At 58.7% G+C, this 26,220-nt stretch carries 24 protein-coding genes; 8 read left to right on the top strand and 16 right to left on the bottom strand.

Annotation, left to right across the window (positions count from 1 at the left end):
* Window positions 1-20: 20 nt before the first annotated feature.
* Window positions 21-764 (bottom strand): helix-turn-helix domain-containing protein, encoded by a 744-nt coding sequence (locus QE453_RS03655; protein ID WP_022563130.1) that lies wholly within the window; start codon window positions 762-764, stop codon window positions 21-23.
* 308 nt (window positions 765-1,072) lie between these two features.
* Between QE453_RS03655 and leuA the strand changes: the two genes are divergently transcribed.
* On the top strand, window positions 1,073-2,743 hold the full coding sequence (leuA, locus tag QE453_RS03650; RefSeq protein WP_309776397.1) for a 2-isopropylmalate synthase: 1,671 nt from the start codon (window positions 1,073-1,075) through the stop codon (window positions 2,741-2,743).
* 340 nt (window positions 2,744-3,083) lie between these two features.
* Here leuA and QE453_RS03645 read toward each other — a convergent pair whose 3' ends face one another.
* The 4 genes from QE453_RS03645 to QE453_RS03630 all read right to left on the bottom strand — a co-directional run bounded on the left by QE453_RS03645 (window position 3,084) and on the right by QE453_RS03630 (window position 8,011).
* Window positions 3,084-5,387 (bottom strand): xanthine dehydrogenase family protein molybdopterin-binding subunit, encoded by a 2,304-nt coding sequence (locus tag QE453_RS03645; RefSeq protein WP_309776396.1) that lies wholly within the window; start codon window positions 5,385-5,387, stop codon window positions 3,084-3,086.
* Window positions 5,384-6,373, bottom strand: a complete 990-nt coding sequence (locus tag QE453_RS03640) for a xanthine dehydrogenase family protein subunit M (protein WP_142182339.1) — start codon at window positions 6,371-6,373, stop codon at window positions 5,384-5,386. The genes QE453_RS03645 and QE453_RS03640 overlap by 4 nt, the downstream gene beginning before the upstream one ends.
* Window positions 6,370-6,903 carry a 2Fe-2S iron-sulfur cluster-binding protein gene (locus QE453_RS03635; RefSeq protein WP_309776395.1) on the bottom strand — a complete coding sequence of 178 codons (534 nt, stop codon included), beginning with the start codon at window positions 6,901-6,903 and terminating at the stop codon, window positions 6,370-6,372. Before QE453_RS03635 ends, QE453_RS03640 begins: the two co-directional genes overlap by 4 nt.
* Window positions 6,904-7,021: 118 nt before the next feature.
* A complete protein-coding gene (locus tag QE453_RS03630; protein ID WP_309776394.1) occupies window positions 7,022-8,011 on the bottom strand; it encodes an XdhC family protein in 990 nt (329 codons plus the stop codon).
* 228 nt (window positions 8,012-8,239) lie between these two features.
* On the opposite strand from QE453_RS03630, the gene QE453_RS03625 reads away from it, so the two are divergent.
* The gene (locus QE453_RS03625; protein WP_034497665.1) at window positions 8,240-8,821 is read left to right on the top strand and encodes a TetR/AcrR family transcriptional regulator; all 582 of its coding nucleotides are present in this window, start codon (window positions 8,240-8,242) and stop codon (window positions 8,819-8,821) included.
* A 69-nt stretch (window positions 8,822-8,890) separates the two neighbouring features.
* Here the strand turns inward: QE453_RS03625 and ggt are convergent, their stop codons facing one another.
* Together ggt and QE453_RS03615 are read right to left on the bottom strand one after the other, a co-directional pair.
* Complete coding sequence (gene ggt / locus QE453_RS03620) at window positions 8,891-10,648, bottom strand: gamma-glutamyltransferase (RefSeq protein ID WP_309776393.1); 1,758 nt, start codon at window positions 10,646-10,648, stop codon at window positions 8,891-8,893.
* A gap of 362 nt (window positions 10,649-11,010) precedes the next feature.
* A complete protein-coding gene (locus QE453_RS03615) occupies window positions 11,011-11,934 on the bottom strand; it encodes a LysR family transcriptional regulator (RefSeq protein ID WP_309776392.1) in 924 nt (307 codons plus the stop codon).
* 134 nt (window positions 11,935-12,068) lie between these two features.
* On the opposite strand from QE453_RS03615, the gene QE453_RS03610 reads away from it, so the two are divergent.
* Window positions 12,069-12,842 (top strand): SDR family oxidoreductase, encoded by a 774-nt coding sequence (locus QE453_RS03610; protein ID WP_309776391.1) that lies wholly within the window; start codon window positions 12,069-12,071, stop codon window positions 12,840-12,842.
* Window positions 12,843-12,902: 60 nt separating this feature from the next.
* On the top strand, window positions 12,903-13,172 hold the full coding sequence (locus tag QE453_RS03605; RefSeq protein ID WP_309776390.1) for a hypothetical protein: 270 nt from the start codon (window positions 12,903-12,905) through the stop codon (window positions 13,170-13,172).
* A 245-nt stretch (window positions 13,173-13,417) separates the two neighbouring features.
* Here the strand turns inward: QE453_RS03605 and QE453_RS03600 are convergent, their stop codons facing one another.
* A complete protein-coding gene (locus QE453_RS03600) occupies window positions 13,418-14,338 on the bottom strand; it encodes a LysR family transcriptional regulator (RefSeq protein WP_309776389.1) in 921 nt (306 codons plus the stop codon).
* Window positions 14,339-14,477: 139 nt separating this feature from the next.
* Between QE453_RS03600 and QE453_RS03595 the strand changes: the two genes are divergently transcribed.
* The 3 genes from QE453_RS03595 (at window position 14,478) to QE453_RS03585 (ending at window position 18,258) form a co-directional block, all read left to right on the top strand.
* Window positions 14,478-15,344, top strand: coding sequence for a pirin family protein (locus tag QE453_RS03595; protein ID WP_309776388.1), 867 nt, complete (start codon window positions 14,478-14,480; stop codon window positions 15,342-15,344).
* Between the two features lie 92 nt (window positions 15,345-15,436).
* Window positions 15,437-16,117 carry a hydrolase gene (locus tag QE453_RS03590; RefSeq protein ID WP_035208641.1) on the top strand — a complete coding sequence of 227 codons (681 nt, stop codon included), beginning with the start codon at window positions 15,437-15,439 and terminating at the stop codon, window positions 16,115-16,117.
* A gap of 311 nt (window positions 16,118-16,428) precedes the next feature.
* Entirely contained in the window at window positions 16,429-18,258 is a 1,830-nt protein-coding gene (locus QE453_RS03585) for a PAS domain-containing sensor histidine kinase (protein ID WP_155682139.1), read from the top strand.
* Between the two features lie 78 nt (window positions 18,259-18,336).
* On the opposite strand, the gene QE453_RS03580 is transcribed toward QE453_RS03585, so the two are convergent.
* A complete protein-coding gene (locus QE453_RS03580) occupies window positions 18,337-19,419 on the bottom strand; it encodes a hypothetical protein (RefSeq protein ID WP_112556276.1) in 1,083 nt (360 codons plus the stop codon).
* Between the two features lie 433 nt (window positions 19,420-19,852).
* On the opposite strand from QE453_RS03580, the gene QE453_RS03575 reads away from it, so the two are divergent.
* Window positions 19,853-20,269, top strand: a complete 417-nt coding sequence (locus QE453_RS03575) for a hypothetical protein (protein ID WP_309776387.1) — start codon at window positions 19,853-19,855, stop codon at window positions 20,267-20,269.
* A 156-nt stretch (window positions 20,270-20,425) separates the two neighbouring features.
* On the opposite strand, the gene QE453_RS03570 is transcribed toward QE453_RS03575, so the two are convergent.
* From QE453_RS03570 to QE453_RS03540, 7 genes are all read right to left on the bottom strand, one after another.
* Complete coding sequence (locus QE453_RS03570) at window positions 20,426-21,136, bottom strand: anti-sigma factor domain-containing protein (protein ID WP_004445932.1); 711 nt, start codon at window positions 21,134-21,136, stop codon at window positions 20,426-20,428.
* Entirely contained in the window at window positions 21,133-21,675 is a 543-nt protein-coding gene (locus tag QE453_RS03565) for a sigma-70 family RNA polymerase sigma factor (protein WP_022563115.1), read from the bottom strand. Before QE453_RS03565 ends, QE453_RS03570 begins: the two co-directional genes overlap by 4 nt.
* Before the next feature lie 125 nt (window positions 21,676-21,800).
* Entirely contained in the window at window positions 21,801-22,232 is a 432-nt protein-coding gene (locus QE453_RS03560) for a DUF2177 family protein (protein WP_004445929.1), read from the bottom strand.
* A 73-nt stretch (window positions 22,233-22,305) separates the two neighbouring features.
* A complete protein-coding gene (locus QE453_RS03555; protein ID WP_072493340.1) occupies window positions 22,306-22,683 on the bottom strand; it encodes a DUF2147 domain-containing protein in 378 nt (125 codons plus the stop codon).
* 27 nt (window positions 22,684-22,710) lie between these two features.
* Complete coding sequence (locus QE453_RS03550) at window positions 22,711-23,943, bottom strand: cyclopropane-fatty-acyl-phospholipid synthase family protein (RefSeq protein ID WP_309776386.1); 1,233 nt, start codon at window positions 23,941-23,943, stop codon at window positions 22,711-22,713.
* On the bottom strand, window positions 23,930-24,748 hold the full coding sequence (locus QE453_RS03545) for a DUF1365 domain-containing protein (protein ID WP_309776385.1): 819 nt from the start codon (window positions 24,746-24,748) through the stop codon (window positions 23,930-23,932). Before QE453_RS03545 ends, QE453_RS03550 begins: the two co-directional genes overlap by 14 nt.
* Window positions 24,745-26,118: an NAD(P)/FAD-dependent oxidoreductase gene (locus tag QE453_RS03540; RefSeq protein ID WP_034497400.1), complete on the bottom strand. Its 1,374-nt coding sequence runs from the start codon at window positions 26,116-26,118 to the stop codon at window positions 24,745-24,747. The genes QE453_RS03545 and QE453_RS03540 overlap by 4 nt, the downstream gene beginning before the upstream one ends.
* Window positions 26,119-26,220: the final 102 nt, after the last annotated feature.

Below are 26,220 nucleotides of genomic sequence, written 5' to 3'. Positions count from 1 at the left end.
TGACCAGAATCCGGGCTGGCTTAAAAATAAGTGCTGGGCGGGCACCCGAGTGATCGGCGAAACACGGCAGAAAAGGCGCTTGGGCTATTGTAGCCACACTCAAGGGCGACATCGAGGACGCTTCTGCCTTCTGCCAGCATCGTCAAGGCATCGAGCATCCGGGCCTGTTGGCGCCATTGCCCGAAACTCATGCCGGTTTCACGCCTGAATGTCCGCATAAAGGTGGCTCTGCTCATGTGAAGCCTGGTCGCTGCATCTTCGATGGAGAGATTTTCCGCCAAATTGGTACGGACCTGCTCGCACATTTGCGCCAAGCCGGAATGCTTCGGTATCGGCAGGTTGAGCGGCTGCGCTGGCTGAAAGGAAAGTTCCATCAGGAGCAGCCTGACGACGGCGTCCGCTTGCTCCCGACTTTGTGGCTTCTCAGCAAGCTCGGCAAGTTTCAGAATCAATTCCCGCAAAAGAGGGGTGATCGTCACCACAAGGCATTCGTCGGGAAGCCCCCCTATTTCGCTTGTGTCAATCAGAAGTGACCGGAACTGCACGCCTGCATGGCTCGACGTTTCGTGCGCCAGCTTGGGCGGTAGCCAGACTGCCCGGCTTGGCGGAACGACCCAGGTGCCCCGATCCGTCCTGATCGATACAACCCCGCTGACGGCATATAGAAGCTGAGCCTCTTCGTGACTGTGCCTCGGCCCCGAAAAGCGGTTTTCGTCGTGGGTGATGACGGCGATCTCGTTGGTAATGTTTATGCCGCTTTTCAAAACTGATCCTTTTGCGACGATCGATGATCATCCGGCGTTAGAATATCAGCTTCGCGCTCACTACGGTAGGCCATCTAACAGCAGAGAGTTTTCGCCAGGTGACCGACCGCAACCGCCTTATTGACTGCATCGAAGAGCCGTATCCTGCGGCGCTCGGCGTGGCCGTTGGACGCGCGGCCCATGCGTTTGCCTGTTTAACGGTTTGCGACGTGTTGCGACTTACCGGCGATCGTCGGGCCTGACGGCTTCCCGGCGATCGTAATGGCCGTGTCGAATCCTTCACAACACGCATCGCAACGGATCACGCCATGTTGACCAATCCTGAAATCAAATACCGCCCTTTCGTCTCTCCCATCGAGCTGCAGGACCGCAAGTGGCCGTCCAACCGGCTTACGAAAGCGCCCCGCTGGTTGTCTACCGATCTGCGCGACGGCAATCAAGCGCTTGCCGATCCGATGGATGTGGAACGCAAGCTACGCTTTTACGACATGCTGCTCGCCGTGGGCTTCAAGGAAATTGAGATCGCCTTTCCATCGGCGTCACAGACCGAATTCGACTTTGTCCGTGCGCTGATCGAAGAAGATCGGATTCCCGACGACGTAACGATTCAGGTGCTTACCCAATCCCGTAAAGATCTTATTGTCCGCACCTTCGAAGCGCTTGAGGGCACGCGCCGGGCGATCGTTCACCTCTATAACGCAACGGCTCCGCTGTTCCGCCGCGTGGTCTTCGGGATGGAGCGGCATCAGATCATCGATCTGGCCGTCACCGGCGTCACGGCGATGCTGGAGGAAAGCCTGAAGCGACCCGACACCCACTGGACCTTTCAGTATTCGCCCGAAACCTTCTGCTTCACCGAGCCTGATTTTGCGCTTGAGATTTGTGAACGGGTGTTGGACGTTTGGCAGCCGACCTCCGAACGTCCAGCGATCCTCAACCTGCCGGCAACGGTCGAAGTCGCGACACCCAACGTTTATGCAGACCAGATCGAGTGGTTCGGCCGCAACATCTCGCGCCGTGATGCGGTGGTTATCAGCGTGCATCCTCACAATGATAGGGGAACGGCCGTGGCGGCGGCCGAGCAGGCGTTACTTGCCGGGGCCGATCGTGTTGAGGGATGCCTGTTCGGGAATGGCGAGCGGACCGGCAATGTGGACCTGGTGACGCTGGCAATGAATTTCTACACCCAAGGGATCGATCCGAAACTCTATTTTCCCGCGATCCGCGATGTCGTGAATACCGTCGAGCATTGCAACGGACTGCCGGTGCACCCGCGCCATCCCTATGCCGGCGAACTGGTGCACACGGCCTTCTCGGGCTCGCACCAGGACGCGATCCGGAAAGGGTTCACGGCCCACAGAAAGCGCAATGACAGTATCTGGGAAATGCCCTATCTGCCAGTTGATCCGGCGGACATAGGCGAGACATACGAGGCAGTCATCCGCGTCAACAGCCAGTCCGGCAAAGGAGGTATTGCCTGGGTGATTGAACAGGACAAGGGTTTGAAACTGCCGCGCTCCCTTCAGATCGATCTCAGCCGCCGTGTGCAGGAGTTCGCTGAGAGCACCGGCAGGGAAATCACGGCCGCTATGATCTGGTCGATCTTCGAAGATGCTTACCATCTAACCGGGCCGCAGCCGTTTGAACTGGTTGATTATCAGGATGAAAGCCGTCGGAGCGCCGGGAAGGAACGCGTTTTTGTCGGGCGCATCCGTCACAGAGGTCGTGTGATTGCGATCACAGGTCGTGGGAATGGCCTGATCTCCAGTGCGGTCTCGGCGCTGGAGGAGGGCTGTGGGGTGACGTTGGAAGTCCTCGACTATCACGAACATTCTCTGAAACGCGGCGCGAATTCCCAAGCGGTCGCCTACCTAGAATGCCGCACTCGTGATGGCGTCACGGTTTTCGGGATCGGCATCGACGATGACATCGCCACGGCTTCGGTCAAGGCCGTCCTCAGCGCAGCCAACAACGGCTAACCTCTCGCTATGACTGCCGCGTGATCCGCCCAGGAACAAACGAATGCCGTAGGTCATGCCCGGAGCGCTAAGGAGGCCGCCAGAGCGGCCAACTCGACGGTATGCAAACCGCAAAAACCATAGGCGAAGGGTAATGCCGGTGGTCTCTGCGCTCTTTGCCGATGGGCAGGGCTTACTGCCCATCCAGGCAGACAGATTTTGTGGACCGTTTACCGATATTGCTGTCGCTTGCAGGCGGGGTCGAGGTCCAAGCTGGACCTCGAATTTTAGTGCTCCGTGTCGGCGGCGAGCGGTTTGGACCTGGGTGGAAACGCTGAGGGCGTTGATGTTGTCGAACGCGTCAGTCGAGACCGGCCATCAGCTTGTCCAGGGTGACGGGCAGATCGCGAACACGAATACCCGTTGCGTTATAGACTGCGTTTGCAACGGCTGCGCCAACCCCTGTTATACCGATTTCACCGATGCCGCGAGCGCCCATCGGCGCCTGCGGGTCGGGCTTGTTGGTGTAGAGGATTTCAATAGGCGGTACGTCCATCTGCACCGGCACATGATAATCCGCCAGGGAGGCGTTCACGATGCGTCCAGTCCGCTCATCGAAATAGGTTTCTTCGGTCAGGGCAAGCCCGATGCCCATTATGATGCCGCCTTTGAACTGGCTGGTCGCCATTTTGGGATTGAGGATCTGCCCGGCGTCGAAGGAACCCAGGAAGCGGGAGACGCGCGTCTCGCCGGTGAGTGCGCTGACGCGCACCTCGCAGAACTGCGCACCATAGGAATGCATTGAAAAAGCTTCCATTTCGGCTGGGGCTGGTGCCTCTGCCTCGCAGACGAGCTCTTCTCGACCCGCCCTCTGGAGGATCGATTGGTAGCTCTCAAACCGGCTGCTATCGTTCACATGCGATAGCCCACCATCTCTCGCCTCGACTTCAAGAAGCGACAGCCCCGCAAGGGGCGAGTCATTCCCGGCAAGCTTGATCAACTCTTCCATGAAGACCTCGGTTGCGGCAATGATCGCCCCGCCTATGGAGGCGGTCTGAGTGGAGCCTCCGGCGATCACGCCTCTCGGCAGTCTGCTGTCGCCATACTCGAACGTGACATGCTCAAGCGGCAGCCCCAGTCGTGCCGCCAGGTGCTGCACCTGAGCCGTGGCGGTGCCCATACCCATGTCATGGACGGCCGTCGACACGGTAACATGGCCGTCTGCTGTCAGCTTGATCCGGGCCGCGCCGCCGGGAAAGCGATGGTAAGGATAGGTCGCGGTGGCGCATCCCATGCCGATAAGCCATTCGCCTTCACGTCTTTGACGTGGTGTCCGGCTCCTTTTATCCCAGCCGAATTGCTCTGCGCCCTTGTCGTAAGCTTCGATGAGATAGCGCGACGAGAACGGCTTGCCGGTCGTCGGGTCCTTTTCCGGCTCGATCCGCCGGCGCAGCTCGATGGGATCCAGTTCCAATTTCTCCGCGAGTTCATCCAGTGCACATTCAAGTGCGAAAGTCCCGACGGACTCGCCCGGCGCACGCATGAAAGTATTTGCCAGCATGTCCAGATCGGCGACATCCTGACCGATGCGGAACGTTCTGGCGCCATAGAGATGGCGGGCCGGAAAGGTGAATTGTTCCGGACAGGAATTGTGCGTCGTCATCGCCGCGGTTCCGGTGTGGATCAACGCATTAAGTGTTCCATCGGTCCTGGCACCCAAGGCCACGCGCTGTTCGGTTACGGTGCGACCGCCGATGATCCTGAAGACACCTTCCCGCGACAGCATGATGCGCACGGGGCGCCCCGCAAGTTTGGCTGCCGCGCAAGCCAGGATCTGATGATCCCAGAAACATTTCCCACCGAAGCCACCGCCGACATAGGGCGAGGTTACATGGACCTTGCTGATATCGAGCCCGAATATATCCGCGAGCTGGCCTGTGGTGAGGTCTAGCAGCTGGCTCGCATCATGAACGCGCAGCTCATCATCGTTCCAGACGATCGTTGCTGCATGCAATTCTATGGCATTGTGATTGTGGCGTGGTGTTCTGTAGATGAGATCGACCTTCACCTCAGAATTTGCAAGCGCGGCTTCCGCGTCGCCGATTTCAACAAATGGAGGCTGACCAAGCAGGTTTTCGAGCTGCCTGGGCGATTTCTTGGCTTCATCGAAGGACGTGACCGCCGGCAGCAGTTCATACTTTGCCGTGACCAACGATGCAGCGTAATCCGCCTGTTCCTGCGTTTCGGCCAGAACCAGAGCGATCGGCTGACCGTTCCAGTGGATTTCGTCGTTTTGCATGACGGGAAGATTACTCGCCCCGGCAGCTGTCGGAGACGACATCATCAGCGACGGCGCCTTCATCCTCGGTGCGTTTCTGTAGGTCATGACGAGAATGACGCCGGGCGCGGCCTCCGCTGCACTCACATTCAGCTCGGAGATGCGACCGCGGGCAATGGTGCTGAAAGCGAGCGCCGCATAGCTGATGTTGTCATAGGGAAATTCCGCCGCAAATCGCGTCCTGCCCTGAACCTTCATGGGACCTTCGATGCGCGATATGGATTGCCCGAGGGCGCCATGTTTGCGCAGCAGCGGATCTTTCGTAACGGCAGGTTGCCAGCGACCTTGTCTGCCCGCTTCCGGCAGCGTGTGGGTATCAGCGCTCATGCGTTTTCTCCCTTCAGTTCTTCCAGAACGGCGACAATAGTGCGTTTTGCCAGTTCGATCTTGAAAGCATTGTCTCGTAAACCGACAGCGTCCGCGAGTTCGGCCTCCGCCGCAGCGCGGAAACTCTTCGCGTTTGCCGGCTGGCCTTTAAGATGCGATTCAGCCGTGAGAGCGCGCCACGGCTTGTGCGCGACGCCGCCGAGCGCCAGCCTCACGTCGTTCACGTTACCTGCGCTATCGACATCAAGCGCCGCGGCGACGGAAACGAGAGCGAAGGCGTAACTCGCACGGTCCCTGACCTTTCGGTAAGCGGATCTTTTTGCAAAAGGCAGCGCTGGGATTTCGACGGCAGTGATGAGCTCGTCCGGATGAAGTGCCGTTTCTATCTGGGGTGTGTCGCCCGGCAGACGGTGAAGATCGCGCAGCGGCAGGCTGCGCGTGCCGGATGGCCCCTCAAGGTGCACCATTGCATCCAGTGCGACGAGCGCAACGCACATGTCGGAAGGATGGGTCGCGATGCAGCTTTGAGATGCCCCAAGGATTGCGTGGTAGCGGTTGAAACCTTCCAGCGCGTCGCAGCCCGAACTCGGTTCACGCTTGTTGCAATGGGCGGCATTGTCATAGAAATACCGACACCGGGTGCGTTGGAGGATATTGCCTCCGACCGTCGCGACGTTTCGAATCTGCGCGCTTGCTCCTGCCAGGATGGCCCGGGAGAGAACCGGGAATTGGATCCGTACCGCGCCATGGGCCGCGAGCGCCGTGTTCTTCACCCCCGCACCGATCAGCAGGCTGCCATCGGTGCGCTGTTCGATGCTGCTCGATAGCCGCGTGACATCGATCAGCGTTTCCGGTCTTTCGACCGTCTCGCGCATGAGATCGACAAGATTGGTGCCGCCGCCCAGATATTTCGCTGCCGGCCCGGCCTGTTTGAGCGCGATCGCCGACCCAGCATCAGATGCCTGGTGATAGGAGAAGATATTCATGCCCGTGCCCTCTCATCGGTTGGGACCGCCGTCTGCTGCACCAGCGTTTCAGATATGGCTTCAACGATGCCGTTATAGGCTCCGCAGCGACAGAGATTGCCGCTCATGCGTTCGCGAATCTCGGTGTCGTCGATGGCGATGCTGTCGCTCGAAAGATCGGCGGTGACGACGCTCGGAATATTTCGTTCAATTTCTGCCGCCATGCCGACGGCGGAACAGAGTTGGCCGGGTGTGCAATAGCCGCATTGAAAGCCGTCATGCTCTATGAAGGCTTTTTGCAGGGGATGAAGGTTGCCGTTTGCGGCGAGGCCCTCGACAGTCGTGATGTTACGCCCCTGATACTGGATCGCGAGCGCGAGACAGGAATTGATGCGCTCGCCATCCACCAGAACGGTGCATGCGCCGCATGCGCCTTGATCACACCCTTTCTTGGTGCCGGTAAATCCCAGATAGTTGCGCATGAGATCAAGCAGCGAAGTGCGGATGTCTGCCTCGACCTCCACTGCCGTTCCGTTGATGTTAAATCGCATTGGACATCTCCCTCGTCTGAAGGCCCGCGCTGGAGGATCTGTCGCGGCACCCATGGAACTCACGGTAATGGTTTGCCTGTGACCAGCCGTCGGCTTGTTGATGCGACGGTCTTCTGCTCTAGCTGTTTGTTACGTTGAACTGTCGCGACGCTGCGATGTCGGCGATGACCGACAGCGCCAGTGACTGAGCGTCTCTTGCCCGCCCGAAAACGCCAATCGGGGCCTTGATCCGGGCGATTGACTCATCCGAATGACCCCTCTGGCGCAATCTCTCGACGCGTTTCTCGTGGGTGCGGGAACTGCCGAGTGCGCCAATGTAAAAAGGCGATGCGCGCAGAGCGGCCTCAAGTAACGGGATTTCCCGATCCAGATCATGCTGGAGAACTGCAACGGCCGTGTCGGGATCAATCAACGATGCATCGATGTTGGTTCCCGGCGAATCCTCAAGGAGAACAACGTCGTATCCTGCAGCTCTCGCGACGCTGACGGCGTTTTCCACTTCGAGCGAGCGCCCGGAAAAAACCGTCCGTACTTTTGGCCGATAGTGGGTGACGAAGACATCGCCATCCCAGCCGGTCGGCTTGCTCTGGAGGCCGGGCGAGAGTTTCTCGAGACCCGGTGCATAACAAAGCGATGCGCATTGCCGGTGATCGACCTGCATGTTGGTGGAACAGAGCGGTTCAACGTTCCTGACAAGATGAATCGCAACCGTAATACCGCCTCCGCAGGGCAGCACGATATCGAAGAACGGCGAGCCTTCGCCCAGCATGACGAAGCGATCATGGCCGCTCTTCATCGCTTGCAAGGCTTCGGCGGCGATAGCCGCTTCCGTGCATCCGCCAGAAACATATCCGCAGTACCTGCCATCCTCCGCGACCGCCATATGCGCGCCAAGCGGCCGGGACGAGCCTCCGCGTATTTCCACCAAGGTGCACAGCGCCACCTCAAGCCCTGCCTTCATGGTCTCGATGGCAAAGTTCAGGACGTCGTAGGCCCTGTCAGTGGAAAAAGCTTGCTGCGGTGTTGCCAAGATTGAGGCATCGGCACTGCGACGCAACCAATCTGCGGGATTATCGTTATGTCTGATGCTATCGGCCGATCGTGTCATAAGTGCCTCCTGCATTGTGACATCAGAATGAGCGACAGAAGGTTAAGTTCCTCAGGAACTCTGGAGTTGTCGGGAGCTCATCAGCGCCAATCGTTGATTTCGGCATGACATCCGCCTCATATCTGATTTAAAGAAGCGAATGGCGCACCCATAAACGGAGGCGCCTCCGTTTAACTTAGTGGCTTGCAGTCGTCCGTCAAGCTATTTTTTAATGGAGCGGCCTTTCACGTGCCCAAGGAGCAGACGAGTCCGGTTGAACCGGCCCCTTTGCGTGCAGACGCCCGGCGAAATCGGGAAAAGCTGATTGAAGTCGCGGCGCTGGCATTTTCAGAGCAGGGCGCGGCGGCTTCGCTGGAAGATATTGCCAGGAGTGCAGGCGTTGGCATAGGGACACTGTACCGGCACTTCCCGACGCGCGAACATCTGGTGGAGAGCGTCTATCGGCGCGAGCTGGAAATTCTTGCGACGGCCGCGCGCGACCTGATCCGGGAAGAAGAGCCCGCGAAAGCCGTTGAAGAATGGATGAACCGGTTTGTTAGCTACATGGCGGCAAAAAGGGGCATGGCCAACAGTCTGAAACTCCTGTTCACCTCCAACTCCGCCCTTTTTGCGGAGGGCTCGAAGCTGTTGCACACGGCGTTCGAGGAGCTACTCGACAATGCCGTCAAGGCTGACGCCGTAAAGGGAGACATCGCAGGTGCGGATGTCCTGAACGCGCTCTTCGGCATCTATTCCATACCGGAAGGGCCGGATTGGCGTGACCGCGCGCACAGGATCGTCCGGCTGGTCATGGATGGGCTGCGGCGTTAGTCTGGTATCCAGATCATACAGGCGGATAGACACCCTCCAGCTGTTCGGGTGCTCGTGGCCGTGACGCATTCACTCTCCGACAACGGCTCCCTCGCGCCGGGGATCGGCGCTGCCGGCCAACCCGTTTGCGGTCATCTCAATGGCATGCAAACCGGAATTCATTTCACCCGGTTTTACCTCGTAACCCAGCGCCTTGAGCGATCCCACCAGATCTTCTGCGCTGGTGCCGGCCTCGACATCGTATGTGCCGAACCGGTTGATGAGATGTGGCTGGGCGACGATCGCCTCAACGGGCATGCCCCAGTCAATGTAGGCGATCAGCGCCTGTGCCACATAGCCGATGATCTGGCTGCCGCCGGGTGAACCAATGGCGAGCAGGGGTCTTCCATCCTTCATCACGATAGTCGGGGCCATCGACGAGCGCGGCCGTTTACCGGGCTCAACGCGGTTGGCGACCGGCAGGCCGCCGTCGTGAGTCTTGAACGAGAAGTCTGTCAACTCGTTGTTGAGCAGGAAACCATTCGTCATCAGACGCGAGCCGAAGCCGTTTTCGATTGTCGTCGTCATAGAGACCACATTGCCGTCCTTGTCGGCAATGACAAAATGGCTCGTGGAGGGCAACTCGAGCGCCGCATCCCGGCCCCAAAGGAGCGCGTGGTCCCATTCAGGCTCGCCGGCCTTGACGGCATCCTTGGCCAACGCCTTGTCGCCATCGAGCAGCTTTGCCCTTTCGCTTAGGTAGCTCTTGTCCAGCAGGCCCTTGATCGGCAGGGGGACGAAATCGGCGTCAGCGACATAACGCTCGCGGTCGGCAAAGGCGAGGCGTTGCGCATCGCCGATAATGCGCCAGCTTTCGACATTCTTCGGCCCCAGGCTCTTCAGGTCGAAATGCTCCGACAGGCCGAGTATTTGACCGATAGCGACGGCACCCGAAGACGGCGGTCCCATCCCGCACACATCAAGAGCGCGATAATTGAAGCAGACCGGTGCGCGCTCGATCACACGATAGTTGGACAGGTCGGTCAGCGACAAGACGCCCGGATTGTCGGCGGCCTCGCGCACGGTCTTGACGATCGCCTCGGCGATTGTCCCCTTGTAAAAAGCGTCGGCACCGCCTTTGGCAAGCACGGCAAGCGTTTCGGCATAGGCCGGGTTCTTCAACACGGCACCGGTTTGCAGGGCGGCCCCTGAGGCGTCGAAGAAATATGACCGGGCTTCTGCATATTTCTTCAGCCGGTCGCCCTCCGAAGCGATGAGGGAGGCAAGACGCGGTGATACTTTGAACCCCTCGGTCGCCAGCTTTTCGGCGGGCTTCAGAAGGCTCGCCCATTCCGCTTTTCCATACCGTTTATGGGCTTCCTCCAGAAGTCGCACCGTTCCCGGCGTGCCAACGGAACGGCCGCCAATGACTGCGTCCAGGAATTTAAGCGGCTGACCTTTATCATCGAGGAAGAGCTTAGGCGTAGCTTCCCGTGGCGCCGTCTCGCGGCCGTCCAACATCGTCAACTTGCCGCTTTTTGCATGGTAATAAACCAGGAAGGCACCGCCGCCGAGACCGGAACTCTGCGGTTCGACAAGGCCCAGCACTGTCTGCACCGCCACCATCGCATCTATGGCGTTTCCGCCCGCTGCGATCACGTCGCGTCCCGCCTCAGCAGCGAGCGGATTGGCCGCGGCGACCATGAAGCTCTTTGACTCGACACGTCTGGCAGTTGCAGCTCCCGTCGCTCTTTCGGGCGCGACAGTGTCAGAGGCCTGCTGAGCGGAGGCAATTGCGGTGGAGAGCACCAAAGCGACGACAGTCCCACCGAGAAATCTCGTTTTCATTCGCCTTGTCCTCCAGCGCGGCGCACCGCGTTAACATGAGAAGAGCATCCAGCTGAGCCGGCAGGCCAGTGAATCCCATAATGGCCGAGGCAGGGATGGTTGCCCGAACTTTCTCTTCGCTCTCGGAAGAGCCGGCCTCTGCCCGTGACGCCATTCAGTGACGGACCGTAGCGTCGCTCTATTGCTGCACTATGATGACTGTTTCGGCCTGTGTCCATCATGCCGGAAGGTGACACATGCGTTGAGGGCGCGTCATGGAGCCTCCGCCGCCAGCACTGTCGCGGTGGTGATTTGCCTGGGTGTCAGTTGTCTTGCGTGATCGGTCCGCTGGCGGACAATCTCATTTTTATCTCGGTCCCAGGTCAATCCTCAAGAAGAATGGCGTCGCTCAGGAGCTCCCGTTTAAGCAGTGCCTCCAACCAGTCTATGAAGACCTGCAAACGATGGGAGAGGTGCTGCCTGTGCGGATAGAGCAGCGCCATGGGCAGGGATTGGGCCCTGTAATCCGGCATCACCTCGATCAGGGCGCCGTTTTGCAAGTGATCTCGGACGTCGTAGGCAGGTATCTGAATAAGACCCATTCCTGCTAGACAACATGCAATATAGGCCTCTGCACTGTTGACCGTCACGCGGGCACGCATAGACATCGAGCGAACGGTGTCGTTTTCCAGCCATTCCCAGCTTTCAATTCTCCCCGTGGAAGGAGATGCGTAGTTAATTGCCCAATGTTGCGACAGATCGTCCGGGGCGAAAGGTGTGCCATGCGCGGCAAAATAGGCTGGGCTGCCGACGTTGATGAGTGGCAGCCTGCCTATCTGTCGCGCGATCAAACCGGAGTCGGTCAATGCGCCGACCCGCAAAACACAATCCACACTCTCTTCAATGAGATTGACTGCGCGGTCGGTGACCCCCAGCTCGATATCGATCAAAGGGAATCGATGAAGGAAATCCGGCAAGGCGGGCGCGATTATCAACCGGCCGATCCGGCCCGGAACGTCGATCCTCAGCCTGCCCGATGGCCGTGAGATGGTTTGTCGGAAGATGTTCTCGGTGTCCTCGACATCCGAGATAATGCGCTGGCACCTCTCGTAAAAAGCCAACCCATCCTGCGTCGCTGAAACCTTGCGGGTGGTCCGGTGAAGCAGGCGGGCGCCGACCCGCGCCTCCAGTTCCAGAACGGCAGCCGAAACCGTAGACCGTGGCAGGCCGAGTGTGTCTGCTGCACGTGTAAAGCTTGAGCACTCCACAACGCGGGCGAACACACGAAAGAGGTCGATGCGATCCACAAGAGCCTCAGATTGTGCGGGGTTTCAAACAAGTGAAACCAGAATGGATGACTTTATCACGAAAATCCAGACGATACTCTGGCTGGCGACGGCGGGCGCAGATGCGGCTGCCCATCTGCAAAAGGAGGCCATCCATGACCGATCGCAGCATCAAGGGTAAAACCGTCATCATCGCCGGGGGCGCCAAGAATTTGGGCGGGCTGATAGCACGCGATCTCGCCTCACACGGCGCAAAAGCAATCGCGATCCATTATAACAGCGCTGCCACCAAAGGGGAGGCGGATGCAACAGTGGCCGCAGTCAAGGCGGCCGGTGCCGAGGCAGTGGCATTGCAAGCCGACCTGACAACGGCGGGCGCCGTCGAAAAGCTGTTCGCCGAGGCTGTGGCTGCCATCGGCCGGCCTGACATTGCAATCAACACGGTGGGTAAGGTCCTCAAAAAGCCAATCCTGGAGATATCTGAAGCCGAATATGATGAAATGAGTGCCGTCAACGCGAAAACCGCATTCTTCTTCATCAAGGAAGCCGGCAGGCACCTTAATGACAACGGCAAGCTGGTAACGCTGGTGACCTCATTGCTCGGCGCTTTCACACCTTTCTATGCGAGCTATGCCGGCACCAAGGCGCCGGTCGAGCATTTCACCCGCGCAGCCTCGAAGGAGTTCGGTGAGCGCGGCATCTCGGTCACGGCGATCGGGCCCGGCCCGATGGACACCCCGTTTTTCTATCCCGCCGAAGGAGCGGATGCCGTCGCCTACCATAAGACCGCGGCGGCGCTCTCCGGTTTCTCCAAGACGGGACTTACCGACATCGAGGACATCGTCCCCTACATCCGTTTTATGGTCTCGGATGGTTGGTGGATGACGGGCCAAACCATTCTCGTCAACGGCGGCTATACGACCAAGTAACGACTGGGGGAACGGGCTTCAGCGCCCGTTCTCGCCTGCGAGGCATGAAAGGTTGGCATCATGCATATGATGTTGGTGATTCTGGGCGGCATTGCCCTGTTCGGTGTATTCTGCCTGTTCGGTTGGCTGTGGGGCGAGGATCCGGCAAGTGTGGCTCTCGCCGCGAAAGCTTTCATTCCCCTCTGGCTTGCGATGGCGCTGGTTAATATGTGGGTGGGCGTGACCAAAGCGGGTTACACGGTGATGCAGGAACTGCCCATCTTCGTGATTGTTGTCACAATACCGGCTGCAATAGCTGCGATCGCTGTATGGCAAATCGCAAGGGCCTGATACGTAGCGGCACGTGGCTGCCGGTTCGGCGCACGATTCCTTATCTTGCGTATGGTTGGCGCGGGCGACAACAACGCCATTCCATTCGGTCGGCGGAACCTGATCGATAGCTGCAAGCGGCATCCAGGCAGCAGTCCAAAGGTGAGGATCGGGAGAAACTGATACTGGATTGGGGCCGTTTGACCGTTGACTGCGCAACGTGCGCAGAAACCAGCGTGCACGTTCAACGGTCACCTGTGCGGGGTTCACGGTAAAATTTGCTGTCTCTCGAAAGCCGAAAGTCTTGCATATTCATCCGCCAGAAAGTCCAGAAGCGCGCGCACGGATGGCAGCAGCCCGCGCCGTGAAGGGAAGGCGGCATGGATGATGCCGCTTCGTGGCGCCCAGTCTGGCAGGAGGTCGATCAGCCTCCCCATCGCCATATCCTCCCTGATGACCATGGTGGGAAACTGGCAGACACCGATGCCCCGGAGTGTGGCAAGCCGCAGGGCCACCATGTCGTCGGTAATCAGCAGCGGCTGATAGGGAATGGCCGCGGAGGCGCCATTGGGACCAAGCAGGTTCCATTCGAAACTGCTGTGGGATGAACCCCAGGCAAGGCCGGGCATGTTGACGAGATCGGCCGGAATGGTGATGCGTGATTTGACAATGCTGGGGCTTGCGACTAACCGCTGTTCGCTTTCCGCCAGCTTGCGGATGACGAGATCGCTGTCTTCAAGCGGAGGGAAGCGCACCCGGATGGCAAGGTCAAAACCCTCGCGGATCACATCCACCCGTCGGTTCGTGCTTTCCAGATGGACTTTCACTTTGGGGTACTCGGCCATGAAGCGGGCGATCATTTCTCCAACCTGAAAATAGATCACCGATGCGGGACAGCTCACCCGCACCGTGCCCTGCGGTTCCGCTCGCCGGCGGTCGATCACTTCCAGTGCCGCTTCCGCCTCCACCACCATCGCCAGACAATGGCGGTAAAATTCCTGGCCGATTTCGGTAACTGCAAACTGCCGGGTCGTGCGCTGCACCAGCCTCACGCCGAGATCCTCCTCCAGCAGGCCGATGCGGCGGCTCAGCCGTGAGCGGGGAACGTCCAGTTTCCTTGCGGCGGCCGAAAAACCGCCCTGTTCCACAACGTCGACGAAGAGGCGCAGATCGTTCAGATCGGGCATGGTACGGCCTTTAATTGTCCTGTTTTCAGGACAGTATATCCTGATTTCCGATCTACCGGCCAGTTTGTTCCAGAATTATTTTGCTCTCACACGATCACCAGCGGCCCTTCGCAAAGAGAAGGGCACTCAGGAGACAATGATGAGACAGGTTCTTGGCGTTTACAGCAGCACATCGCCGCATTGGGTCGGGGACGGGTTCCCGGTCCGCTCCATGCTTTCCCAGATGACCCAGGGCGAACATATCAGCCCCTTCCTGCATCTTGATTATGCCGGACCGCAACGGTTTGAGCCTGGTAACGCGCCGCGGGGCGTTGGCGCCCATCCGCATCGCGGGTTCGAAACAGTGACCATCGTCTATCAGGGCGAAGTGGAACATCGCGACTCGACCGGAAGCGGTGGTCTGATCGGCCCGGGCGATGTTCAATGGATGACCGCGGCTGCGGGTATCCTGCACGAGGAACGTCATTCCCGTGCCTTTACGAAACAGGGCGGTACGCTGGAAATGGTGCAGCTCTGGGTGAACCTGCCCGCGAGGGACAAGTCCGCGCCGCCCGCTTATCAGACCGTACTCGACGGGGATATTCCCGCCGTGGTGTTGCCTGCCAATGCCGGAACTGTTCGTGTCATCGCCGGCGAGTATGCTGGACACAACGGACCGGCGCGTACTTTCACGCCGATCAACGTCTGGGATCTGCGTCTGAAGCAGGGCGGACTCGCGAGATTCGATCTGCCGGAGGGCCACAGCGCCGGTCTTGCCGTACTTCGCGGAACTGTCACCGTAAACGGGACACGATCGGCGCGAGATGCCCAGTTTGTCATGCTTGATCGCGAGGGAGGCGGCTTCGACATCACCGCCGACAGCGACGCGACGGTGCTTCTGCTGAGCGGGATGCCACTTGGCGAGCCGGTTGCGATGCAGGGGCCGTTCGTCATGAACACGCCTGAGGAATTGCGCGAAGCCTTCGTGGATTTCCGAGCCGGAAAATTTGGCGGCATTCCTGCATGAGCCATTCCCGCGGCTTTGCAAGGGCCGCGGGCCTTATCGGGGCAAGTGATTTCCTTCCCCAAGTCCATGCTTACCAACCAAGGAGACTTGAAATGAGTACACCAGCCAATTTTAACGGCCAGCGGCCTGTCATCGATCCCGATGATGCGGTGATGCTTTTGATCGACCACCAGAGCGGTCTGTTCCAGACGGTGGCGGATATGCCGATGCCTGTTCTGCGCAACCATGCCACAGCACTTGCCAGAATGGCGACGCTGACGAAGATGCCTGTTATCACCACGGCATCAGTACCGCAGGGGCCCAACGGTCCGCTGATCCCGGAAATTCATGAAAATGCACCACATGCGCAATATGTGGCGCGTCGTGGCGAGATCAATGCCTGGGACAATCCGGATTTCGTCGCCGCCGTCAAGGCGACCGGTCGCAAGACCCTGATCATTGCCGGTACCATCACCAGCGTATGCATGGCCTTTCCAGCCATCAGTGCCGTTCAGGATGGCTACAGGGTTTTTGCCGTGGTCGATGCATCCGGAACCTACTCCAAGATGGCCCAGGAAATCACTTTGGCCCGAGTCGTTCAGGCGGGTGTGGTGCCAATGGACACCGCCGCGGTGGCTTCCGAACTTCAAAAGACGTGGCACCGGGACGATGCCCAGGAATGGGCGGAAGTCTACACGAAGATCTTCCCTCCCTATCAGCTTCTGATCGAAAGCTACATGAAGGCGCAGGAAGTCGAAAAGAACAACGAACAGCTCGATTCACAACGTGGCTGATCGCGAAGAGCAAAAGGGCGGCGGAGTCTGCGCCGCCCTGCATTTCATCTCGTTCCTTCATGCGTGTATTCATGCAGGGCAGGGAGACGGTCCAGTGACACACCAAAAAGGACTCTGGACTGCAAGAGCCAGGCGGAGGTGATCGGGGGTGGGCCGCTCGGATTGAGATATATGGGGCTTTGATTGAGATACGATCGGCCATGATGACTTTCGGCTGATATCGACGGTCGGACACAGGAAACATGCCGCAACCGTGACAGACACTTTGCTCGCACCCGAAAGTTCTATAGGCTGCTTCTATAAATCCTCAGGTGGAGATCGTCGTCCTGGACAAGGTTAACACGCTCGCAGTTCCCGTATCCAGCCTCCTCGACACAGTGGACTGGGCATCAGGGCCACTTGGTCCGAAATCGGAATGGCCTGCCTGTCTGCATGCCGCCATCGGCATCATGCTTCCCTCACAGGCGCAGATCGTGATGTTCTGGGGACCGGAGTTTGTCGCGTTCTACAACGACGCCTACGCGCCAACCATAGGCAATAAGCATCCACACGCATTCGGCAGACCCGCCCGAGAATACTGGAACGAACTCTGGGACGACCTTGAGCCGCTGCTGCAGCGCGTCCTCGCGAAGGGAGAAACGGTCGCCGCAAAAGACAGGCCATTTTATATCGAAAGACACGGTTACCCCGAAACGGTGTACTTCGACATTTCGTATTCTCCGGTCGCGGATCAGGATGGCATCGTGCGTGGTGTGTTCTGTATCGTCAACGAAACGACCGAGCGGGTGAAGGCGGATGCGGCTTTGCGAGAGAGCGAGGAGCGTCTAAGGGCCATCTTCGCGCAGTCAGCCGCTGGCATAGCCCTCGGCGATCTGACCGGAAAACTCCTCAGCGTGAACGATCATTTCTGTCGGATCGTCGGTCGGCCGAGGGACGAGCTGATCGGCATCCGCATGCAGGAGATTACGTTTGCCGACGATCTTCCCGAAAACCAGCGCCTGTTCCAGCACATGGTTCAGACCGGTGAAAGCTTCGAGATAGAAAAGCGCTACGTCCGTGGTGACGGAAGTCTGGTGTGGGTCGCGAACTCGGTCTCCGCAATCCGCGATGACGGGGGAAACATGTCGCAAGCTGTCGCCATTTCGGTCGATATCGGCGAGAGACGACACGCACAGGAGATCGAGAAACACCTCGCGTCGATGATCGCCTCTTCCAATGACGCGATTATGGGCATCGATCTCGATATGAAGATCACCAGCTGGAACGCAGCTGCGGAAAAGCTCTATGGTTATTCTCAGGATGAAGTCGTCGGCCGGTCGGTGCTGATGTTGGTGCCGGATGGGAGGCAGGAAGAGGAGCCGAGGATCCTCACGGAGGTCAGGGCAGGCCGTTTCGTTGAACCCTACGAGACGCAGCGTCGTCGAAAGGACGGGCGGCTTGTCGAGGTGCTTCTCAGCGTGTCGCCGATCCGCGACGCCAACGGACGTGTTATAGGCGCCTCCAAGACGGCGCATGACATCACCGCCCGCAAGGATGCAGAGCGGCTGAAATCCATTCTCGTCAATGAACTCCATCATCGCGTCAAGAACGTCCTTGCGACTGTGACGGCAATTGCGAGACAAACGCTTGGTCGCGACAAGGCAAACCACGAGGAGGTGGAAGCCTTCACCAGCAGATTGGCGTCGCTGAGCAGAGCGCAGGACCTGCTGGTGCACGCCGATTGGCAGCACGCAGATCTCAAGGCCGTCATGCAGCAGGCCTTGTCACCTTATCCCGTCGACGCCTTTCAGATTGGCGGGCCTAGCGTTCCCTTGCCCCCGAGAGCGGTCGTGTCACTTTCCCTTGCTCTCCACGAACTGGCGACCAACGCGGCAAAATACGGTGCACTGTCCGCGCCTGGCGGTCAGGTATCCATCTCGTGGCAATTCGAGCCTCTTGCAGACAACCGCCTGCGGATTGTGTGGGAGGAGCGAGGGGGGCCGGAGGTTGCTCCGCCCCGGCGCAGGGGTTTCGGTTCGACTCTCATCGAGCGGCTTCTGTCCGCCGAATTGAAGGGCGAGACGAAATTCGTCTACGAGAAGAGCGGTGTGATCTGCGTCATTGAGGCGGAAATGTCGAAGGATGATGATGGCGCGGCGTAATGAGGCCGAAGAGCGCGGAATGGCTTATGATCGGGGCCCCGCCCGAGACGGGCGGGACTCCTTTGCAGATATGAACGGCTATCTCCTGTAGGCGAGTCCGCCCCAGATTCGTCCTTCATCCCTATGTCGACCACCGTGAACAGCGCCGATGTAAGCTGCTGCAGAGGACACGATTGCTGAAGCCGCCAATAAAAATGCGGTCAGAATGCCGGTGATTCGTGCTTTCTCCGCAACGTCAGCCGCCTGCCTCTTGGCATCCTCCAGCGCTTTCTCTGCCTGCGCCTTCATTTCGTCGACGCGCTTTTGGGCCTCATCGACTTTTTGCTGCGCTTCCGTCCGTACGGCCTGCACCCGCTCCACCGTCTGATTGACCCTGTTCTGGGCATCGGTCTGGCTGATGCCGGTACGCGTAGCAATCTGTGTCGTGAGCCAGTTTCTGTCAGCGTCGGAAATTTCGCCTGTCGACAGCAGATTTCCCAGGATGCCGCTTATTTGCCGCTGGTAGTCACCGACGGTTTGATCGGCCTGCGGCGACGCTGCCTGTCCATCCGTTCGCAACAGCGTATCAGTAAAATAATCGAGCGGATTGGCCCTGAGGCCCTGCGGAAGCATCTGCTCGATGCTGGGCGCTGCTGCCTGCCCGGCCCCTTGCGCGATACCGCCAGCGGCACTGCCGGCTCCTGAAACGATTCCCCCGGCGACCTGTCCGACGCCTTGCGCCGCTCCACCAACCGCCGTTCCCGTTGCCTCAATTGCTGTCTGGGCGGCGCTTCCAACAGCTCTTGCACCACCTGAAAGAACGCCCAGGGCCAAGAATGCCGAGACGACCGTTCCAATCCCCCAAACCACCAGCCCATTCAGGCCGTCACGAACGGTCAATTCGTTTCGGTCCGCCTGCCCTGCGGGTCTGCGCATCCGGCCGGTGATGTAACCGCCCAGCATGTAAGAGCCGACCATGGAAATGACTACGAAGAGGCCGGTTATGATCAGCCAGACTGAACTGATCTCACCGCCATTGTCCGCCGAGATTGAACTCAGTCCCAATCCGCTGGCAAACGCGGTGAGAACCGCCATTGCCCCGGAGGCAATAAACGCTCCGGCAAAAATGGCAGGCCAGTCGACGTAGCTGCGATTGGCGTCAGTAACGATTGGATCAACCATTAGCGTAACCCCAACAGTGAGAGAATGAACAGGACGACCACGACCAGCCCGACTAGGTAAATGATAGAGTTCACGGTATCTCCTCCGAAAGGGGGCAGATTCTCCGCATGGCGGATGACTGCATGCTGTGGGAAATGCGAGCTTCATTGCTCGTGAACCAAACTCGTCGCGCTCAAAAAAGTTTCACCCCCGATCGCCGTCGCTGGCAAATCCGGATTCAAGACCGATTCCCTGTCTGCGATGTGTCTTATCTCGCGTCGCCGGCCTCTAAAGAACCTTCGACAGTTAGACCCATTGACGGCGACGTCTGACGAGGCGCGGTCCCGGTGTTGTGCGATAGCTGAAGCAAGTGTTCGCAAGACCCACCGGCCAGGGCTTTACGCGACGCAAAGCAATCATTCTTGCTGGAACATCCGAGAGAGGCGCGGGTTAGATGCTGATCAAGGAGGCTTCGATGAACCAAAATACCTTTCAACAACATGGCAGTTCTGTTCCCGCGCCATCAGAGGGCGACGGACAGCCGAACCCCGCGGGTGTCCAGCCGCAAATCTCCGACGCTCCCCTCGTTGACGCGGCGCTTGCAGAGGTAGCGGAGCGCGATGACAGCCTTGCAGCGCAATTGAGCGATGAGATAAACGCACTGCGCGCCGAGATCGACAGTTTGAAAGTCCGTGCTGGCGAAACCGCTTCACGGGCTTTGGTGTCTGTAAATGCGGTTGCCCGGATCAATCGCCGCGCCGCACGCCGCGCGATCGGCAGAAGTCCTTGGGATTCACTTTGCCTGGCCGCGGGTGTGGGTTACGTGTTGGGCTGCAGCACGTTGCGAAAAGACGGATGGCGGTGGCGGTAAAATTGAGAACGGCCGCAGCAGCGCGGCGTTTCGCTTCAGATACGGCGGATCACCCTTGCCAGTCCTGGGTTCTGCGCCATGCTGGACATGGAATTGCGTCTTTCTTTTCCGGCGGCAGCATGACAATACCACGGCTGCAGACGGCCCGGCGGGGCATCAACCCCACCGGGCGGTGCCGACAGCAATGACCGGACCGGTTGCCTGACCGGTCGGTGAACCACCGAATGGTTCGACACTGATCGCGAAAGTCGTACCTTCCTTTATATTGCCACGCATGTCGGCGGGAATGACGAGGTCGCCATTCGTGCCGGGCTGGAAAACGCCGAGCGAGCGGGTCTTGCCGCCGTCCATGACGAGCCACAGTTCCAGTGACTTTTCGTCCGTCTTTCCGGTCGCTACGGGAACGATACGCATTCGGCCCGATTCCGCGTCGTAGGACGCGAGGAGATTGACCTGGCTGTCGGTTGTCGCAAGCTCGGCCACAAGCGGGCTTGTGCCGTCCCGTTGTTCCGGGAACGCGGCATAAACGACGGCAGCTACGGCGGTTGCGCTGGTGGCCACAGATATCCAGCGCCAGAAAGATGCGGAGTTCCACAAGGTGCCATTCGTGTTGACCGCTCTGCTGCCGAACAGACGCTCTTGAATACGGGCAAGAATAGCGGCGCTGGGCGTCTCTTCCTGGTAATCGGCGTTAAAGTCTGAAAACTCGGTCTCCCAGCGCTGCACCAGTTGCGCGAAGACCCTGTCCTCCTGGATACGCTGTTCCACTTCGCGGCGCTTTTCAAGCGGCAGGACACCGAGCACATATTCGCCTGCGAGTATTTCATCGCGCGAGTGCATTCCGCCGCTGTGGTCGCCCGTCGTCATCGCTGCATGCACTCTCTGAGTTTGAGAAGACTGCGCCGCAGCCAGGTTCTAACCGTATTCAGTGGCACGCGTAATTCGTCGGCGAGTTCGAGATAGCTCAGACCCTCGACATAGGCCCGGCGTATTGCCTGTGCGTGCACAGTTTCAAGTTCCCGCATGCAGTCGTCGATCCTGCGACCTTCATCCGCCAGAACAACATGCTGTTCAGGATCGCGAACGCTTTCGTCGACGAGGTCATATGCCTCGTCAATGTCATCGCCAGCAGGTCTGCGGGCGCGAATCGTGTCTATGGCGTGGTTGCGCGCGATGGTGGCGAGCCATGTCGCCGGTTTGCCGGCACTAGCGGCAAATGTGCGGGCGCGCTGCCACACCTTGATATAAATTTCCTGCAGCGCCTCCTCGGCGTCCGTTCTGTCCCGCAGGATTTTCAGGCAGATCGCAAAAAGCTTCGGGCTTGTTGCCTGGTAAAGCGAGACGAATGCTGAACGATCACCCATGCCGACGCGGTGGATAAGGCTTGCGATCTCTGTGCCCTGCATTCGAACCTTCCTTGCTATTCTTCCTTTATAGGATCGTCTTTCGAAGGAAGACAAGAGATGCTTGGGAAGTTCGTTCCGGACACGCCCTGTGATCATCGGGCGCAGGCTGCAGGAGGCGACGGTCATCATGGCCAGCCTGCCGAGTTTTCCAACGGGCCAATGATGCGTACCGTGACAAGAAAGCCGATGACGGCCGCTGCCGCGGAGACGAAGGTGCCCCACAGCAGATCGGCAACTGTCAGGGTCGTCGACCAGCTTTTCAGCGTCGCCTGATTGGTCAGATCATATGTGGCATAAGCCATGAAGCCCACGGCAGCGCCGTAAAGCAGCGCCGTGCTCCATTGTCCCGAAATAAGTGCCGGACGCACGGCGAGAAAAGTAAGGCCGGCGGCGTAGATGAGATAAAAGATGATCGCCGGAGCGAGACGGAAATTTTCCGCCAGAAGATCGCCGATGGCCGGTCGATAAAGTCGTGACGCCATGGTGCTCAACCAGATGAAATCGATCACCAGAAAGGCAACCAGGGTGAAGAAATAGGCGGCAAGATATGTCTTCATCGATTTTTTCCTTTGCCATTGATCAGGCGACTTTTTGGTCTGGTTGACGAGAGAGGGAGGATCTGGGACGTGGCTAGTCGATCCTGGTCCAGCTTATGCCCTTGCACAGCAGACCGGCGATGATGCAGCCTTTCGTAGTCATGTTGTTGCCTGCCACCGTCACCGTTATCTTGTAGGATTTATCCCGCTGCGGGTCGAAGGCCGTGCCGGTGTAATTGCCCGTCTCGCCCGGCCTTATGTCCATGATCAGGCGGTCGCCGGTCTTTTCTTTCTGGGTGCCGGGTTTGATCCATGTGTTTGTCGCACATATTTTCTCGCCGCAGGGAGCGATCAGCACTTTCGCCTTGCCGTCGCCCCGCGCCCAGTTGCCGTTGATATCGGCTGCGGTCGCACTTGTCCCTACCAGCAACGGAGACAGGGCGGATGCAATAGCCAATCCAAGAATCTTCATCGTGGTTCTCCGTTTTTTTGTCCCGCCTCATCCGTGTTCTATTGTGTACAGCCCGACGTTAATGGTTCCCTCGGCAAAACCTGCTTCGCAGTAGCAGAGGTAATAGTCCCACATCCGCCGAAAGCGCTCGTCGAAGCCGAGTAGGGAAATAGTCTGCCACCGAGCATGGAAACGCTGGCGCCATTCCGCCAGTGTGAGCGCATAGGACTGGCCGAAAAGCTCCTTTTCCGTGAGTTTGAGGCCGGCTTGCCCCACGGCTTTTTCCAGAGCTGAATCGGAGGGCAGGAAGCCGCCAGGAAACACGTATTTCTGAATGAAATCGGCCTTGCGCCGATACGTATCGAAGCGGTTTTCTTCAATGGATATGATTTGCAGCACCGCCCGACCGCCGGGTTTCAGGCAGCGCTTCAGCGTCCCGAAATAGCTTGGCCAATAGGCTTCGCCGACAGCTTCAAACATTTCCACGGAGACGATGTTGTCGAATTGACCTTTGACGTCGCGGTAGTCCTGCAGCTTCAGTTTGACCCGGTCAGCCTTGTCTGTTTTTTCCGCAGCATTTTCCGCCCAGCGCAACTGGGAGGGCGACAGGGTGATGCCGGTCACGTTGGCATTGTGCTGCGTGGTGAGGTGAATGGCGAGCGCGCCCCAGCCGCAGCCGATTTCCAGCACATCCTTGTTGCCGGTCAACTGCAACTTTTCGGCAATACGCTCGAGTTTCTTCTGCTGCGCTGCCTCGAGGGTTGGTGTCATCAGGTCGAAAATCGCCGAGGAGTAAAGCATCGAGGGATCGAGCCATTGCCGGTAAAACTCGTTGCCGAGATCGTAATGCGCCTCGATGTTGCGTCGGCTGCCACGTCTGGTATTGGCGTTCAGCCCGTGCGCAAGCCGGTTGATGAGGCGCATGGGCAGGCTGCCGCGCATTGATTTCGTGAAAGCATCACGATTTTGCGCGGCGAAACGGATAAGCGCGGTCAGGTCCGGTGTGGACCAGTCGTTCTCAATGAAGCCTTCCGCAAAGCCAATATCACCATTGACGAACAGACGGCGGATTGCCCGCCAGTTATGCAGAACGAGAATGGCGTCGATGCCTTCCGATGTCCCCGATTTTTCGATGGTTCCGCCGCCGGGGAGGGTGATGCGAAGCCGGCCGCGGTGAATATTGTTCAGCAGCCGGGTGATGAGCCAAGTGCCGAGGCCCATACGGCCGCTGACGCGGGTGTTCTGCACCGGTAATTCCGAGAGATTGTCAAACGGGGTCATGAATTCTGGCCTCGATTTGCGACGATGAAGGGTGAACGAAGGATATTGGCTGTGCGGGTGGCGGCGGGCGCTTTCTCAGCGCCACCCCCTTCAGCCAGATTTTCAGCGCTTCCCAGTGAATGCCGAGAACGACTTTCAGGGTCAGGAAAGGAATGGTGACAAAGGCTCTCAGCAAGGCTCGATCGGTCAGTTCGACCCTTCGGGCAAGATGCCGGGCGGTCAGGACGGCGCCATCATCGTCGAATGTTTCAATGACGATCTTCAGCCTCTCCCCAGGCGGGATGACGCGAAAAACATAGTGAAGGTCCATGTCCATGAAGGGCGAGACATAAAAAGCCTTGTCACAGCGCTGTACGATCTCCGCGCCCATGCCGGCCTCTACGGGGATCAGATAGGAATGCCGTTGGCCGAAAGTGTTGTCCACTTCCCAGAGGATGGCTTTGAGTTCCATGTCGCGGCCATGGCAGAAGAACACGCTGAGCGGATTAAAGGCCCAGCCAAGCAAACGCGGCATGGTAAGCAGGCGCACCGGCCCTCCATCCGCTGTCATGCCTGCCGCCGTCATTGCCGCATCTATCTGCTGGCGCAGCCCGAGCCCGCTGCCGTTGCCTCGGTCCTTGCGATGAAATGAAAACAGGTTGAACCGGTCCACCGAGAAAAACCGCAATTTCCGGTCCAGCGTCTCCAACTCATCGAGATCGAGAAACAGCGAATAGATCCGATAGTCCAGTTTGTGGGTTTTTGGCTTGAACCGGGCGTGGGTGACATGGCCAGGGAAAAGCGCAGAGACGAGGGGAGGCTTCATGCCGTCGCCTCCATGGATCGCGTGTCCCTGGCAATCGTCTCTAAATCGAGGCGGATGATCCGGCCGCTGTCGTCCGCCACCTTCCATGGGCGGGACAGGCCACCGAGATCTTCAGCGACGGCAAGCCCGGCCTGGAGGCCGTCTTCATGAAAACCGGAACCGAAATAGGCGCCGCAGAACCAGGTGTTTCGCAAGCCCTGCAAGGCCCATAGTTCCTGACGCATCTGTTCGGTTCCGGCGTCAAAGACGGGGTGGTGATAGGTTTCCTCGGCGATGATCTTTCCTTGATGCGGTTCCCGCGCCGGGTTCAAGGTCACGAAAATATCCTCGGCTTCGCCGAGCGGCTGGAGCCGGTTCATCCAGTATGTGATGCTGGGCTGGCCCGCTTCGGTGCGCGTGTCGGCCACATAATTCCAGCTTGACCAAGCCGCGCGGCGGCGCGGCATGAAGGTGTTGTCAGTGTGAAGCACGGCCCGGTTTCGCGTATAACCAAAGGCACCGAGAATGCGCTTTTCGACACGTGTCGCATCGGCCAGCAAGTCCAGGGCCTGATCCGCATGCGTCGCTATGACCACGTCATCGAAGCCGGCAATCTCACCCTGCGCAGTTGTAATTTCGACGCCGTGCGGCAGGCGGCGAATACGCGTCACTGGCGTTGACAGGCGAATTCTGTCTGCAAACGGTGCCGTGAGGCGTTTTACATATTCGCGCGAGCCACCAACGACGGTGCGCCAGACCGGCCGGTTGCGCAGCAACAGCAAACCGTGATTGCGGCAGAACTTGATGAAATGCGCCGCCGGATAACGGCCAACTTCCATGGCCGGTGTGGACCATATCGCCGCAGCCATCGGGTAGAGATGATCGTCGCGGAACGCTGCGCCGTAGCGATTACGCGTCAGATAATCGTCGAGGGACATGTCAGCCATCGAGTGCAGGTCACGCGGGGCGTTGCGATAAAATCGCAGGAGATCCGCAAGCATCGACCAGAAGCGGGGTTTTAGAGCATTTCTCTTCTGTGCGAGCAGGCCAAACCCGTTTCCGCCGGAATATTCAAAGCCGCCATTATCAAGGGAAACAGCGAACGACATGTTCGAGGCTGCGGTCGGCACGTTCAGCTTTCGAAAAAGCGCGGTCAGATTGGGGTAAGTCCAGTCGTTATAGACAATGAAACCCGTATCGACATGGATCGGGCCATTCTTCGTATCGAATGTCACCGTGTTGCTGTGGCCTCCGACGCGGTCTGCCGCCTCGAAGACCGTGACATCGTGCCTTTGCGACAAGAGCCAGGCTGCTGACAGACCGGAAATTCCCGTTCCCACTATCGCGATGCGGCGCCGGTTGTCTCGTCGCATTGTTTCGGTGTCGGTCATCGATCCTCGCTATCGCATTGTAGAAATTGTCTTTGGACAGCGCAGATACGAAGCAGCCGTCTGATAAGTTTCAGCGGCAGGCGGTTTTTCGAATTTTTTTCG

Source organism: Agrobacterium sp. SORGH_AS_0440 (genome assembly GCF_031453135.1).
Taxonomy (GTDB): domain Bacteria; phylum Pseudomonadota; class Alphaproteobacteria; order Rhizobiales; family Rhizobiaceae; genus Agrobacterium; species Agrobacterium pusense.
The sequence above is the reverse complement of the archived record's forward strand: the minus strand, read 5'-3'. Positions and strand labels throughout refer to the sequence as shown.

Coding starts and splice junctions, on each gene's coding strand:
- QE453_RS03580 (WP_112556276.1), bottom strand. CDS start 19,419: ATGGTTGATCCAATCGTTACTGACGCCAATCGCAGCTACGTCGACTGG.
- QE453_RS03575 (WP_309776387.1), top strand. CDS start 19,853: ATGCTGATCAAGGAGGCTTCGATGAACCAAAATACCTTTCAACAACAT.
- QE453_RS03590 (WP_035208641.1), top strand. CDS start 15,437: ATGAGTACACCAGCCAATTTTAACGGCCAGCGGCCTGTCATCGATCCC.
- QE453_RS03545 (WP_309776385.1), bottom strand. CDS start 24,748: ATGAAGCCTCCCCTCGTCTCTGCGCTTTTCCCTGGCCATGTCACCCAC.
- QE453_RS03550 (WP_309776386.1), bottom strand. CDS start 23,943: ATGACCCCGTTTGACAATCTCTCGGAATTACCGGTGCAGAACACCCGC.
- QE453_RS03595 (WP_309776388.1), top strand. CDS start 14,478: ATGAGACAGGTTCTTGGCGTTTACAGCAGCACATCGCCGCATTGGGTC.
- QE453_RS03570 (WP_004445932.1), bottom strand. CDS start 21,136: ATGACGACGGGCGACCACAGCGGCGGAATGCACTCGCGCGATGAAATA.
- QE453_RS03540 (WP_034497400.1), bottom strand. CDS start 26,118: ATGACCGACACCGAAACAATGCGACGAGACAACCGGCGCCGCATCGCG.
- QE453_RS03560 (WP_004445929.1), bottom strand. CDS start 22,232: ATGAAGACATATCTTGCCGCCTATTTCTTCACCCTGGTTGCCTTTCTG.
- QE453_RS03555 (WP_072493340.1), bottom strand. CDS start 22,683: ATGAAGATTCTTGGATTGGCTATTGCATCCGCCCTGTCTCCGTTGCTG.
- QE453_RS03645 (WP_309776396.1), bottom strand. CDS start 5,387: ATGAGCGCTGATACCCACACGCTGCCGGAAGCGGGCAGACAAGGTCGC.
- QE453_RS03630 (WP_309776394.1), bottom strand. CDS start 8,011: ATGACACGATCGGCCGATAGCATCAGACATAACGATAATCCCGCAGAT.
- QE453_RS03565 (WP_022563115.1), bottom strand. CDS start 21,675: ATGCAGGGCACAGAGATCGCAAGCCTTATCCACCGCGTCGGCATGGGT.
- QE453_RS03635 (WP_309776395.1), bottom strand. CDS start 6,903: ATGCGATTTAACATCAACGGAACGGCAGTGGAGGTCGAGGCAGACATC.
- leuA (WP_309776397.1), top strand. CDS start 1,073: ATGTTGACCAATCCTGAAATCAAATACCGCCCTTTCGTCTCTCCCATC.
- QE453_RS03610 (WP_309776391.1), top strand. CDS start 12,069: ATGACCGATCGCAGCATCAAGGGTAAAACCGTCATCATCGCCGGGGGC.
- ggt (WP_309776393.1), bottom strand. CDS start 10,648: ATGAAAACGAGATTTCTCGGTGGGACTGTCGTCGCTTTGGTGCTCTCC.
- QE453_RS03605 (WP_309776390.1), top strand. CDS start 12,903: ATGCATATGATGTTGGTGATTCTGGGCGGCATTGCCCTGTTCGGTGTA.
- QE453_RS03640 (WP_142182339.1), bottom strand. CDS start 6,373: ATGAATATCTTCTCCTATCACCAGGCATCTGATGCTGGGTCGGCGATC.
- QE453_RS03600 (WP_309776389.1), bottom strand. CDS start 14,338: ATGCCCGATCTGAACGATCTGCGCCTCTTCGTCGACGTTGTGGAACAG.